Origin of the sequence: Acutalibacter intestini (assembly GCF_034334985.1) — a bacterium.
Classification (GTDB): Bacteria; Bacillota; Clostridia; order Oscillospirales; family Acutalibacteraceae; genus Acutalibacter; species Acutalibacter intestini.
On record NZ_JAWXXL010000024.1, the window covers coordinates 16,467 to 29,360 of the forward strand.

Genomic DNA, 12,894 nt, shown 5'->3' on the forward strand with positions numbered 1-12,894 from the left:
GGCATTTCTCCGATTTTAAAACGGAGTCTAGGGCTGGTTTGAAAGATCGGAAACGCCGTCTTTTTTCCCAGAAGAGGCCGCTTTCCCCGTAGAAACTCCTTGAAATTCACCGCTTCTGAGTAGAAAACCCCATTCCCTCTATTTTCAAACAAGCCCTAAACTGTCCACATATTTTAGGTTGTTGTATCTGGTTTATAGAAAGGAATCCCATATGAAACTATATGAAAAAACCCTTAGTTCTGAGTCCATCTATGATGGAAAGATTATCCACGTCCGCTTAGATCAAGTGGAGCTGGAAAACGGAAAAACCGCTATGCGGGAGGTAGTCGATCATCCGGGCGGCGTTAGCGTGGCAGCGCTTACCCCAGAGAACCAGCTAATCTTTGTCCGTCAGTTCCGCTATCCTTATAAGAAAGTTTTGCTAGAACTCCCCGCGGGCAAGCTGGAACCCGGGGAGGACCCATTTGAAGCCATGAAGCGGGAACAAATGGAAGAAACTGGCACCACAGGCGAAAACTATATTTCTTTAGGTGAAGTATACCCTACTGGCGGCTATTGCGGGGAGATCATCCGCCTTTGGGCCTGCCGGGTCCGCGGCGACCAGCATAGCCTTCATCTGGATGAGGATGAGTTTCTCTCTACAGAGCGTATTCCCCTGGAAAAGGCTGTGGAGATGGTTTACAACCTTGAGATTCCCGACGCCAAAACCCAAATTGGCATTTTAAAAACTGCCCATTTGGTAGAAAAAGGTTTGTTATAAAATATCGTTTTTTGAAAGGAACCTGTTCCATGAAAAATAAAATCTTTCTCAGCCTGGCCGCGGCCGGGTTAGTTTTTATGGCCCTTTTGACTGGTTGTCAAGAAGCTCCGCCCTCTTCCATCTCCTCCTCCACACCCCAGGCCACTGCCGTACCTACCGAAGAACCCACATCCAGCCCTACACCAGAAGCCACGGCTACCCCTGAACCCACTTCAGACCAAGACTTTGCCCAGTTATTTACGCAACATAATCTGGTAGACTCTAAAATAAAAGAGGACCTGCGGTTCGCCTCTTCTGCCAATGCTATTGGTAAAGTTTATAAAGAAGCCAATCAGAACTGGGAACGGATCATCAATTCTGTTTCTCAGGCCGCCATGGAAGTTTTGCCCAGCGATGCGGCAAAAACTTTGCAGGAGGAGGTGGACAGCTGGAGGAACAGCATAGAGGGTCAGATTGATGAAATTTACACAGACCTGGAGGAGGACATGGATAGTCAAATTGATGCCGCCAAAGAGGTTATGGAGCTATATCGAAGTATGGCCCTAAAGGTCAGCGAGGTTTATTACCGTCAAACCGGCGAACTGCCGGATTTTGAAGAGGCTTTGGCAGACAAGGCAAAGGGCTAAAAACGCATTCCCCACAGTATTAACCACTTTTCAACATTAAGGAGACGGCCATGCTTGTGGATTATTTACGGTATTTAAAGGTAAGTTCCTATACCTATGCTGGCGCATACAAAGAATATCTTTTATCTCTGCCAGATGATATTCCGTCTATTGGCATGCTGGTATGCGGCCAAATCACACACCCAACCATGTACTTTACCCCGCCCTCTGCTTATTTGGAAAATAAATATTTTGGAAAATTCGCCTCTTACCCAAAAACCCGTTTTAAAAATGAAGATGAATTATTTATTACTGCCGCTGGTATGATAGCGGAAATTTTCCGGCTGGATGAATCAGGCTTTACAGAAGGAAAAGACGTAAGCAAAAGAATCACCGTATCCTGCCGCCACGCTTCTATACTATTCAGTTCCATCTTAAAGGCAAAAGGTATTCCATGCCGTTCTCGAGCTGGATTTATAGATTTTGGCAATGACGGAGCCAGTTATACAGAGCACTGGGTAAACGAATACTGGAACGATACGGAAAAGCGGTGGGTGCTGGTAGACACAGACGGCTATTATGAATTTGAATCACGATTTGGCTACAGTCAATTCGATTTGCCAAGGCAAAAGTTCATTCCCGCAGCAGAGGCATGGCTTGGGTTACGAAATCACACCTTTGGGAAATCCCTAAATTTGTTTGTCCCAAACCAGCTGGATGGCGTGGGCGAATATCTTTTTATGGATTTTCACGCTTTAATGAACAACGAAATTTTCTATTCCTATCAGCCAAGGTATATCCGAAAGGGTATTCATCTCCTGCCTGAATCAGAATTAAGGGAGATTGATTCTTTAGCGGAGCTGCTGCTGCGCCCAGACGAAAATATAGACGAAATCGAAAGCTTATGGCAGAACAATGAGAAATTTACCGACTTGACAAATGCTACACAAAATATCTATGATGATATTTTTGGAGCTTCCTCATCCCACTAAAAAAGCCCTTTCCAAGGACTATCTTATAAAAATTTAAGGGCAAGACAAGCCACGGAAGATGGTTTGTCTTGCCCTTCTTGCTATAAGGCAACACCGCACAATTCGCGGCTGGCGCAATACGCTACTTAGAATTGTGCGGTATTGCCTTAAGAATTCCCTAGGGACCCTTTGAAAAGTTTTCCGCAGGGAAAAGCAATAAATGGAAAGTTTCTAATTAATTTTCCCTTTTCTGTTTGATTTTCTTTTAATGCCCAACAGTCTGATAAAATCCTGAAATAGAGAAGTATCTGTTGGCTCAAACATCATCCATTTTCCATCATGATAGGTTCTGGCTTCATCATAAATCCGTTGAACTTCTTCTGAGTAATTTTCTCTATCTTTTTCAAATTTTAAGCGTTCATCCTTTCCAAATATAATCATAAAGCCTATACAGTTTTCCCTTGCGTATAACGCACATAGAGTTTTGCCGCCGCGACGGTATTTATATTCATATGTCCACGCTTTACCGCCTTTATCCCATAAGCAATCCATATCATATTTTTCATCAATTAAAGCACATAATTTTTCCCAGACCTCATATAAAGGTTTTCCAACTAAGGTTTTCAATTGTTCTGCGTCAGGGATTATATCAAGCATGATAGCCTCCTCTATAAAACTTCGATTTCTTGGTTCGTTCACTATAAATAGTACCCGCCAAAAAGCAACTTCTTTTCAGCGGGTATCTACTTTCTTATCACAGGCGCCTGGGGAATACCTTCTTATTCAAGTTCTCTTTTTTAAGTGATAACGGGCAAGCCCCTGTAAAAATTTGCTTTCGCTGTTCAGCGGGCGGACCCTTTGGACTTTGATACGTTCACAAAGAGCGATCTTAGCTGCCCCTGCCTTTAAATTTCTTCCTCTTCTTCTGGCTTGCTGGGAAGATCCCGGGCTTCTGTTTCTTCTATCTCTTCCGCAGATTCTTCCGGGTCCTCCGCGGCCTCTTCCTTGGGCGCGCTGGCTAGGGTGACCACCCGGCTGCCCTCCGGCACTTTCATTACCCGCACACCCTTACTAGGCCTTGCGCACTGTCGTATCTCACCCACTGGAATACGGATAATCACTCCGTCCTCGGAAATTAAGATCACGTCCTCATCCTCAAAGACCACCTTCACGCCTGCCACGGCGCCGAACTTCTCCACATGGTAGTTGATAAGCCCCTTACCGCCCCGCTTTTGCAGGCGGTAGTCCTCGGGGGAGGAGAGGCGGCCAAAACCTGTTTCACTGACAGTGAGCACCATGCCGCCTGGGCGTACCACATCCAGACCCACAATCTGATCATTCTCATCCAAGGTCATAATCTTCACGCCCCGGGCAGTGCGGCTCAACTCTCGCATTTCAGTCTCGTGCATCCGCAGGGCCATGCCGTTGCGGGTAGATACAATTAACTGGTCGTCGCCACTGGTTACCTGCACCAAGGCCAGGTGGTCGCCTTCATCCAGGTCCACGGCAATAAGCCCCGCCTTGCGCACATTGTTAAAAGCAGAGAGCTTGGTGCGCTTCACCACACCCCTGCAGGTGACCATCACCAGGAACTTATCATCGTCCAAATCGCTGAGCCCAAGAACCGAGGTTACCTTTTCCCCGTCCTGTAGAGGCAGCAGGTTCTTGATATGCATGCCCCGGCTGGCCCGGGAGCCCTCCGGCACTTCATAGCACTTCAGCCGGTACATCCGTCCCATATCCGAGAAAAACAGCACATAGTCGTGGGTGCCTGTAACAAACACCTGGGTAGCCGCGTCCTCCTCCTTGCGGTTCATGGCAGAAATGCCCCTGCCGCCCCGCTTCTGGGTTCGGTACGAATCTGGCTTTTGCCGCTTTACATACCCGTACTGGGTCAGGGTGAACACACATTCCTCCACAGGAATCAGGTCCTCCACATCCACCTCGCCGCTGATGGCCGCGATTTCGGTACGGCGCTCGTCATTAAAGCGGTTTTTCATGTCCATGGCCTCGTCTTTGATAATGGCTTTGCGGCGGGCCTCACTGGCCAAAATATCACTCAGATCAGCAATACGCTGGTGCAGTTCAGAGAGCTCTGTCTCAATGCGGAGAATTTCCAGCCCGGCTAGCTGTCCCAACTGAAACCGGCAGATGGCCTCTGCCTGCACCTCATCAAAATCAAAGCGTTCCACCAGCGCGGCTTTTGCCTCTGCCCGGCCGCCCTTACAACCCCGGATGGTCTCAATGATCTCATCTACAATGTCAATCGCTTTTTTTAGGCCCTCCAGAATATGGGCCCGTTCTTGGGCTTTGTTTAAGTCGAACCGGGTGCGCCGGGCGATCACGTCCATCTGGAACTTAATATATTCCTGTAAGATCTGCTGCAAATTCAACATTTGGGGCCGGCCGTTCACAATGGCCAGCATAATAACCCCAAAGGTGTCCTGCATTTTGGTCAGGGCAAACAAGTGGTTCAGCACGATCTGAGGCGAGGCCTCCCGCTTCACATCAATTACAATCCGCATACCCTCCCGGTCAGAATGGTCGTCCACATTGGAGATGCCCTCAATGCGTTTTTCCTTTACCAGGTCGGCAATATGCTTAATCAGATCAGCCTTATTCACCTTATAGGGAATTTCCGTTACAATAATCTTGGAGCGTCCGGTTTTTTCGTCCTCCTCAATCTCTGCCCGGGCCCGGACAATTACCTTTCCCCGGCCTGTGGCGTAGGCCGAACGGATGCCGCTGCGTCCCATGATAATGCCCCCAGTGGGGAAGTCTGGGCCCTTGATATGCTCCATCAGATCGTCCAAGGTAACGTCCGGGTTATCGATCATACAACAAACACCATCCAGCACCTCCCCTAAATTGTGGGGAGGAATACTGGTGGCCATACCCACGGCAATACCAATGGTTCCGTTCACCAGCAAGTTAGGGAAGTGGCTGGGCAGCACAGTGGGCTCTTTCAAACGGTCGTCATAGTTTAGGGTAAACTCTACCGTATCCTTATTAATGTCATCCAGCATGGCTACCGAGAGCTTTGTCATTCTGGCCTCGGTATAACGTGGGGCAGCCGGAGGATCGCCATCTACAGAGCCAAAGTTGCCGTGGCCGTCTACCAGCATATAGCGCATGGAAAAGTCTTGGGCCAAGCGCACCATAGCGTCATACACCGCAGCGTCGCCATGCGGGTGAAAAGAGGCCAGGGTTTTGCCCACAGTGTCCATACACTTTCGGTAAGCGCCGTCGGGCCACAGAGAGTCCTGGTACATCTGGTAAAGAATGCGTCTATGCACAGGCTTCAGGCCGTCTCTGGCATCCGGCAGGGCCCGCTGCACAAGCACGGACATAGAGTAGTCCAAAAAGGACTGTTCCATCTCGTCGGTAATCGCTACGTCGATAACGCTTCCGCCGGATTCTTCTTCTGGAGGAGAGGCGGTATTCTCAAAATCATCCATGGGGGGTCTCCTTTTTCTGTTTCTTTATCTTTGTCCGCTTTTTTGCTTTTCGTTTCTTATATCTTATACGTCCCAGTTGGCTTTTTGCGCGTTCTCTACAATGAAGTCCCTTCTTGGCTCCACTTTATCCCCCATCAAAACGGTAAACACCTCGTCCGCCCGCACCAGGTCGTCCACCTGCACCCTGCGCATGGTCCGCACCGCAGGATCCATAGTAGTTTCCCACAACTGAATGGGGTCCATCTCACCCAAACCTTTATACCGCTGAATGGAGCAGTTTCCACCCAGCTCTGCCAAAATTTTATCCCGCTGAGGCTCCGAGTAGGCGTACCGGTGCCGCTTATTTTTCGTAATTCTATACAGGGGAGGCTGGGCCAGGTATACGTGGCCCTCCTCTACCAGGGGTTTCATAAACCGGAAGAAAAAGGTCAGTAATAGGGTGCGGATATGGCTACCGTCCACGTCGGCATCCGCCATAATGATTACTTTACCGTAGCGAAGCTTTGAGAGGTCAAAATCCTCGCCAATGCCGGTGCCCAAGGCGGTAACCACGGGCATTAGCTTTTCGTTGCCATATACCTTATCCAGCCGGGCCTTTTCCACGTTCAGCATTTTGCCCCACAGGGGAAGGATGGCCTGGAATTTCCTGTCCCGGCCATTTTTAGCCGAGCCGCCGGCGGAATCACCCTCCACGATATAGATTTCCGTCTCTTCCGGGTCCCGAGACTGGCAGTCAGCCAGTTTGCCGGGCAGCGAGTTATTCTCCAGGGCTGTCTTGCGCCTTGCCAGCTCTCGGGCCTTCCGGGCCGCTTCCCGGGCCCGGGAAGCGGTAAGAGCCTTATCAAAAATGGCCCTGGCTATGGTGGGATTCTCCTCCATATACTCCATCATGTTTTGATAGAGCATGGTGTTCACTAGACCACTAATCTCCGTATTTCCCAGCTTTGCCTTGGTCTGTCCCTCAAACTGGGCCTCCTTCAGCTTCACGCTGATCACGCAGGTCAGGCCCTCCCGCACATCCTCGCCGGAAAGGTTCTTATCATTTTCCTTTAGGATATTGTACTTTCTGGCATAGTCGTTCATCACCCGGGTCAGGGCCCGCTTAAAGCCCTCTTCGTGGGTGCCCCCGTCTACTGTGCGGATGTCGTTGGCAAAGGACAAGACTAGCTCGTTAAAGCTGTCCGTATACTGCAACGCAATCTCCGCTGTAGCGTTGTTGTCCGCTGCCACGCTAGAAAAATGCATAATGTCCGGGTGAATGACCTCTACGGCCTTCTTTTTGTTCAGATAATCCACAAATTCCCGAATACCGCCCTTATAGCAGTAGCTGTTCACCACTGGACGGGCCCATTCCCGCTCTTCCGGTATGCGTTCCTCCGGGTCCCGCTCGTCAATGAGCTCAATATTTAGGCCCGCGTTCAAAAAAGCCTGTTCTCTCAACCGGGTCTGTAGGGTCTCATAGCTATACACTGTAGTCTCTTTAAAAATTTCCGGGTCCGCCTGGAAGCATATAACAGAGCCGTTGCTGCTTCCCTCTGGGGCGGGGCCCTTTTCAATGAGCTCGGTCACAGCCTTGCCCCGTTCAAAGCGCTGGTAGTACCGTACCCCGTCACTGACAATTTCCACCTCCAGCCAGGTGGAAAGTGCGTTTACCACCGAGGCACCCACACCGTGCAGACCGCCGGATACCTTATAGCTGCCGCCGCCGAACTTGCCGCCAGCATGGAGAATGGTGAACACTACCGTAACAGCGGGCAATCCGGTCTGGTGCTGGATGCCCACAGGAATTCCCCGGCCGTTGTCCGAGACATAGACCACATTGCCAGGCAGCAGCCGGACCACAATTTTGTCACAGACCCCAGCCAGCGCCTCGTCAATGGCGTTATCTACAATTTCATAGACCAGATGATGCAGACCCCGAGGACCTGTAGAGCCGATGTACATGCCTGGCCGCTTACGCACAGCCTCCAGGCCCTCCAGCACCTGAATTTGGTCGCTGCCATAGGCCTGTTCGCTTTTTGTCATCTCGTTTATCTCGTTTATATCCAACAGAAAACGCCCTCCAACTTCGTGATTTCTCAAAACAACTCTGGCCACATTTTCTTCCATTATTTCATATAATTATAGCATATTTTCAAGAATTTGTAAAGTCTCTGGCAAGGTGGGGAGTGCCTAAATCCCGTCGATAAACTGGCAAGTTTCCAGTAAGGAAACAGAAAAAGTTTCGGCTATAAACACGCCCCTTGAACTCCCTTTACAGTATGGACCTTGCCTCCACTTTCCTATTACAAAACATAAGAAATTCCCCCGGCTAATATATGAAATATCAAGAAAAACGCCCCGTTGGGACGTTTTTCCGGTTTTCTGTCAACTTCTCTCCTGGCTGTTCCCCAGCTGCTATCTTCTCATCACATCGTCATGATTCAGCGGCGTTTCAATGCCACCTATTACACGAGAACTCCTTCTGGAATTTTCACCCTGATTTTGGGATCTCTGCTGCTGATAAGATGAGCGAAACTGCTGGTGGGGCGCTGGTTGTCTCTGGGAAGAGGCTGTGTCCTGCTGCTGGGATCTATACTGTTGATACCCAGCTGGTACCTGCCTGGGAGGGGCGGAATCTGCTGGCTGCTGAACATAGGCCGTGGGCCGGGCAGGTGCCGATGAGACAGCGGGCCTATTGGCAGAAGTCTGATAGGCCTGGGGAATATTTTTCGGCGTAGCTGGCCGCTGCATATTGCCGCTCTGATAAGAAGAGGCCCTTTGTTGGGCGGCTGTGTGCTGTTGAATTGCCTGGGCCTGCTGGCGGAAATTGCCCCCCTGCTGACTGTAAGCGGTCTGCTGAATAGGCGTACGCCTGCGGGAATCGGTTTCAGCCCGGGCAGCAGCCTGGGTGGCTGGATCTGCCGGAACCTGCCGGGCATCCTGGGGAGTCTGCCGGGCTGGTGGATACGCTCCTGAATCTCGTAATGCCTGAACCATTTGTGGCGAAGCGCCGGACGGCCGGGCCTGGTTTTGTGGCTGGGCCGGCCGCCGGGAAACCGGCTGACCTGCCTTTGACTGAACCTGCGTCTGGGCAGCTATCGTTGGGCGGTCAATATGGGTCGTTGAACCCTCTAAGGCGTCCTGCCGCACTCCGCGCCTAATTTGCTGGCTATGCTGTAGATTAGTTTGGGCTGCCTGCCGCTTCGCTCTGCTAAAACTATCCAGGTCAATTTGCCTGCTCTCTCCCATGCCGCGCTGGGCCGGGTTATGCTGCAAAGCATTTTGCTGTACAGGACTATGCTGCGTGTTCTGCGCCTGGGGCAAAACGCCGGTTTCGCCTCCCTGGGCCTTCGGCTTTGGCTGCTGGGCAGAAGCCCGGCGGCGTTCCCCTGTATTTTCCAGCAGAGCCCGGTTCGTTCTGATTACAGGAATAAATTCCTGAGAATCGTTTATTTGAGATACTGGCGTAGCCTGGGGCTGATTTTCATCTAATGTCTGTCTTTGGCGGCGGTTACGTTTATATTCCTCTTTGGAAATTTTTTTAATGACAGGTTTTTCCAGATACACCATAAATAAGCTGAACAAAAAGAACACAGCAAAGGGAATCACCACATAAATAGCCGTTTTCAGCTCAATATCATCTAGCACAAACTTGTGGAAAAAATATAGGGCTCCCCCCGCGAACACAGCTAAAAGCGCCATCACATAAATCAGCGGAGAGAGAAATATATTTGAGATTCCCCCGCATCTTGGGCACTGATATTCTCCCTGCCGCTTTAGCGACCAGGTCCTGATTAAATTTACCCTTTTTTTACAGTATGGACAGGTAGGTACTCCAAAATATCGCATATCGGTTTTTCCATCCTTTCTATACTAGAGCCTATTCACACAAGGAATCGTGTCTGATATTTTGTGGATTTTGGCAGTTTTCACATCAAAAAAGCTTGCCAGAATTGTAATACCATAAACAGCCGGGTTTTCCGGGTCTTTTCTCCTAGAACCTGCCTCAAAACCCCCGCGAAAATCCAAACGCCCTACTTTATGGGAACAGGCTCTAAAACACTGGTCAAATCCAACAGGATTTTTTTGAGCCTATTTGATTTAATGCGTGTTTTCGGGATTTTTGAACCCATCCCGGGCTCTTCTCAACAGAGTGGCGGGGGACATTTGAGAAAGATAAACAGTCTCTCTCTCCTCTCCAGCACAGACAATAAAGGACTTGGGTAACTCATTGGTTACTGTAATCACCCTGCCCTCTCTTTGAGCCTTTGCCAAAAAATCTCTGGTTTTTTTCGATACTGTGGAGTTATCCAGATCGAAAACCCCTACGATCTTCTGGGTCATTACAATGGTATCTTGCCCCAAATGCAGGTACATTTTCATAAATCTTCCTTTTTTTAGATAATAAGGGATTTAAAACTTTGGGCTCCAGGTCATAGCTTTTCTACTGCCACCTGCCCGGCCTCTACCTGAAACTGCATACCGGTCTCCATTAAGTTCACGGTCTCTGGACTGCAACAGGTAATGAATACCTGCCGCCCCTGCAAATGGTTTAGCAGGTAGTCCTGTCTTTGCCGGTCCAGCTCGCTCATTACGTCGTCTAAAAGAATTACAGGCGTTTCTCCCGAGTGGTCGCAAAGAGCCTGCGCCTCTGCCAACTTCATGGCCAAAACCGCGCTGCGCTGCTGGCCCTGAGAGCCAAAAGCTTTGGCAGAAATACTATCAATCATAATTTCTAAGTCGTCCCGATGGGGACCACAGGAGGTATGCCCGGTTCGAGCATCCTGGGGACGAAACCGGGTTAACTGGGCTAAAAAAGATTCTTCCATCTCTTTTACAGTTTCCCCTTCCTGAATGGAGGGAGAAAAAAGGACTTGAATCTTCTCCTTTCCCCTGGCAATTCCATCATATATTTCCTCAATAATTGGGGCAATCTTTTCTGTATAAGCCCTGCGCTCCGCCATGACCTGAGCTCCCAGGCTGGCCAGACGTAGGTCCCATATTTCCAAGGTATCCGCTATTCCTTGAGACGGCTTTTGCATCTCTTTCAACAGGGCATTGCGCTGCATCAGCGTGCGTTTATAGTCGCTAAGCAGCGCCGCATAGCCAGGCCTTAGCTGGCACATGGCTCCGTCAATAAAGCCCCGGCGGCGGCTGGGTCCTTCTTTTACCAGTAAAAGGTGTTCGGGGGAAAAGATCACAGCCCGTACCTTGCCGATTAGTGCCGCGCCAGTTTTCTTTTTCACCCCGTTAATGATGCTGGCCCTGCGGCCATTCTCAATCTGAAGCCGGGCCGACTGCTCCCGGCCCTGGCTGAAAAAATCCAAATCCAGAACCGTACCCTTGGAATTTTTCCCAGTAGCGGGGTCTAGCCGGGGCAGCTCAGCGTCCTTTGCTCCTCGAAAGGAATGACCACCGGTAAAAAGCCAGATACTTTCCAGCAGGTTAGTTTTTCCCTGGGCGTTACCGCCATAGATCACATTTACGCCCTGACAGGGAAAGAGCTCGCCCTCTGCCAAATTTCGATAATTCCTGGTGGCAAGCCGGGTTACATACATGAGGGCCTCCTCCTTCCCATCATCCTTATAAAATTATAGGACTAAAACTAAAAATTCAATATCCAGTTTTCTTAATTTTTTCCTACTTTAAAGCTTTTTCCTCCGGCCTCTACCTGATCCCCAGGGCGCAGCTTTTTGCCGCGCATTGTACACACTTCACCGTTCACAGAGACCTCCCCCTGTTGAATGGCAATCTTTGCCTGGCCGCCGGTATCCACCAGACCTGTCAACTTTAAACAGGCGTCCAGCCGGATATAGTCTGTCTCTATCAAAATGGTTTCCATTTTTCCTCCTTAAAGGCTGCCTGGCCTACTTCTAATGAATAAGGAATCAGTTATTCTTCAGCCGCACTGGCAGCACTAGAAATAAAAAGCTGTTTCCCTCTTTTGGGTGGATGGTCATGGGGCTAAGGGGGCCGCTAAGACAGGCCTTTACCTCGTCACACTCCGTGTTCCGCAGTGCGTCCAGCAGATAACGGTTGTTAAAGCCAATCTCCACATCCTCCCCCTCTATCTCCACCTGCATCTGGTCGCTGGCCCGACCCATGGAGGTAGTGCACAGCAGCTTAATCTCATTGTCTGAGAAAATACAGCGGATGGGGCTTTTAATCCGGTCCGTGATTAAGAGCGAAACACGTTCCACACTTTCAATAGCCTCTCGAGAGCGCAGCATTACACTGGTTTTACTGCTAGTGGGAATGGCCGCCTTATAGTTGAGAAATTCACCTTCCAGCAGGCTGGAAATTACGGTATAGTTGTCAATTTTAAAGAGAATATGCCGCTGCCCGGCGTACAGCTCCACCAAGTCATCGGTTTCCTTCAGCAGCTTCAACACCTCTACCAAAGTCTTTCCAGGCACCACAAAGGATAGATTTCCGTCAAATCCTATAGGCTCGGTGCGTTTAGCCAGACGGTAGCCATCCACAGCTACTAAGTCCAACTGGCCTTCAGAAAGATTAAATAAAGTCCCCTGATGAATGGGTTTGGCGTCGCTTTCAGCCACAGCGAAAACGGTCTGGCGGATCATGCTCTTTAAAATATTGGAGGGAAGTTCAATTTTTGTGGAATCGGTCAGCTTAGGAAGCTCGGGGAATTCCTCAGCGGGAATGCCAATAATGGAGAACCGGCTGCACCCGCTCTCAATGGTGGCCATATTTTTTTCATCCACTTCAATGGTAATCGTGTCGTCTGGGGTACGGCGCACAATATCAAAAAATATCTTCGCGCTAAGCACAGACCGTCCCGGCTCTGTCAATTTGGCAGGAATCACTGTGGTAATTCCCAATTCTAGGTCAAAAGCGCTAAGTTCCAGGTTTTCCTCTTGGCTGGAGAGAAGAATCCCCTCCAGGGCGGGGATAGAGGTTTTGGTAGAGACGGCCCGTTGGATATTGGAGACGGCTTCGGTAATGTCTTTTTTGTTTACGGAAAATTTCATAAGTGTTACCTCTTTAATAATAAATTCCATGGAAAGCTGTTGGGAGAAACCAAAATGGGTTTATTCATCTTTTCTGGGCCAGGGATGTTACGTGCTGTAAGAGAAAGTATTATTTTTATCCACCTT

General features: G+C 49.6%; 11 protein-coding genes. 3 read left to right on the forward strand and 8 right to left on the reverse strand.

What is annotated here, in order from left to right; genetic code table 11:
• Nucleotides 1-211 precede the first annotated feature (211 nt).
• The 3 genes from U8U68_RS15185 to U8U68_RS15195 are packed head-to-tail and all read left to right on the forward strand — an operon-like array spanning nucleotide 212 to nucleotide 2,357.
• The gene (locus tag U8U68_RS15185; RefSeq protein ID WP_322202269.1) at nucleotides 212-760 is read left to right on the forward strand and encodes an NUDIX hydrolase; all 549 of its coding nucleotides are present in this window, start codon (nucleotides 212-214) and stop codon (nucleotides 758-760) included.
• Between the two features lie 29 nt (nucleotides 761-789).
• On the forward strand, nucleotides 790-1,386 hold the full coding sequence (locus U8U68_RS15190) for a hypothetical protein (protein WP_322202271.1): 597 nt from the start codon (nucleotides 790-792) through the stop codon (nucleotides 1,384-1,386).
• 50 nt (nucleotides 1,387-1,436) lie between these two features.
• The gene (locus tag U8U68_RS15195; protein WP_322202273.1) at nucleotides 1,437-2,357 is read left to right on the forward strand and encodes a transglutaminase-like domain-containing protein; all 921 of its coding nucleotides are present in this window, start codon (nucleotides 1,437-1,439) and stop codon (nucleotides 2,355-2,357) included.
• A gap of 210 nt (nucleotides 2,358-2,567) precedes the next feature.
• Here the strand turns inward: U8U68_RS15195 and U8U68_RS15200 are convergent, their stop codons facing one another.
• The 8 genes from U8U68_RS15200 to dnaN all read right to left on the reverse strand — a co-directional run bounded on the left by U8U68_RS15200 (nucleotide 2,568) and on the right by dnaN (nucleotide 12,768).
• Nucleotides 2,568-2,993, reverse strand: coding sequence for a DUF3788 domain-containing protein (locus tag U8U68_RS15200; RefSeq protein WP_322202275.1), 426 nt, complete (start codon nucleotides 2,991-2,993; stop codon nucleotides 2,568-2,570).
• A gap of 248 nt (nucleotides 2,994-3,241) precedes the next feature.
• A complete protein-coding gene (gyrA, locus tag U8U68_RS15205) occupies nucleotides 3,242-5,794 on the reverse strand; it encodes a DNA gyrase subunit A (RefSeq protein WP_322202277.1) in 2,553 nt (850 codons plus the stop codon).
• Between the two features lie 63 nt (nucleotides 5,795-5,857).
• Entirely contained in the window at nucleotides 5,858-7,819 is a 1,962-nt protein-coding gene (gene gyrB, locus U8U68_RS15210) for a DNA topoisomerase (ATP-hydrolyzing) subunit B (protein WP_322202330.1), read from the reverse strand.
• 372 nt (nucleotides 7,820-8,191) lie between these two features.
• Nucleotides 8,192-9,478: a PAT1 family protein gene (locus U8U68_RS15215; RefSeq protein WP_322202279.1), complete on the reverse strand. Its 1,287-nt coding sequence runs from the start codon at nucleotides 9,476-9,478 to the stop codon at nucleotides 8,192-8,194.
• A gap of 399 nt (nucleotides 9,479-9,877) precedes the next feature.
• Nucleotides 9,878-10,159, reverse strand: coding sequence for an extracellular matrix regulator RemB (gene remB, locus U8U68_RS15220; RefSeq protein ID WP_322202280.1), 282 nt, complete (start codon nucleotides 10,157-10,159; stop codon nucleotides 9,878-9,880).
• Nucleotides 10,160-10,209: 50 nt separating this feature from the next.
• The gene (recF, locus tag U8U68_RS15225; RefSeq protein ID WP_322202282.1) at nucleotides 10,210-11,334 is read right to left on the reverse strand and encodes a DNA replication/repair protein RecF; all 1,125 of its coding nucleotides are present in this window, start codon (nucleotides 11,332-11,334) and stop codon (nucleotides 10,210-10,212) included.
• Between the two features lie 71 nt (nucleotides 11,335-11,405).
• A complete protein-coding gene (locus U8U68_RS15230) occupies nucleotides 11,406-11,618 on the reverse strand; it encodes an RNA-binding S4 domain-containing protein (RefSeq protein WP_322202284.1) in 213 nt (70 codons plus the stop codon).
• A gap of 46 nt (nucleotides 11,619-11,664) precedes the next feature.
• Nucleotides 11,665-12,768, reverse strand: coding sequence for a DNA polymerase III subunit beta (gene dnaN / locus U8U68_RS15235; protein WP_322202286.1), 1,104 nt, complete (start codon nucleotides 12,766-12,768; stop codon nucleotides 11,665-11,667).
• Between the last annotated feature and the right edge of the window lie 126 nt (nucleotides 12,769-12,894).

Excerpts from the sequence above, each read along its gene's own strand:
- gyrA (WP_322202277.1), bottom strand. The coding sequence starts at position 5,794 with ATGGATGATTTTGAGAATACCGCCTCTCCTCCAGAAGAAGAATCCGGC.
- remB (WP_322202280.1), bottom strand. The coding sequence starts at position 10,159 with ATGAAAATGTACCTGCATTTGGGGCAAGATACCATTGTAATGACCCAG.
- dnaN (WP_322202286.1), bottom strand. The coding sequence starts at position 12,768 with ATGAAATTTTCCGTAAACAAAAAAGACATTACCGAAGCCGTCTCCAAT.
- gyrB (WP_322202330.1), bottom strand. The coding sequence starts at position 7,819 with ATGACAAAAAGCGAACAGGCCTATGGCAGCGACCAAATTCAGGTGCTG.
- U8U68_RS15195 (WP_322202273.1), top strand. The coding sequence starts at position 1,437 with ATGCTTGTGGATTATTTACGGTATTTAAAGGTAAGTTCCTATACCTAT.
- U8U68_RS15230 (WP_322202284.1), bottom strand. The coding sequence starts at position 11,618 with ATGGAAACCATTTTGATAGAGACAGACTATATCCGGCTGGACGCCTGT.
- U8U68_RS15215 (WP_322202279.1), bottom strand. The coding sequence starts at position 9,478 with ATGGCGCTTTTAGCTGTGTTCGCGGGGGGAGCCCTATATTTTTTCCAC.
- recF (WP_322202282.1), bottom strand. The coding sequence starts at position 11,334 with ATGTATGTAACCCGGCTTGCCACCAGGAATTATCGAAATTTGGCAGAG.
- U8U68_RS15200 (WP_322202275.1), bottom strand. The coding sequence starts at position 2,993 with ATGCTTGATATAATCCCTGACGCAGAACAATTGAAAACCTTAGTTGGA.
- U8U68_RS15190 (WP_322202271.1), top strand. The coding sequence starts at position 790 with ATGAAAAATAAAATCTTTCTCAGCCTGGCCGCGGCCGGGTTAGTTTTT.
- U8U68_RS15185 (WP_322202269.1), top strand. The coding sequence starts at position 212 with ATGAAACTATATGAAAAAACCCTTAGTTCTGAGTCCATCTATGATGGA.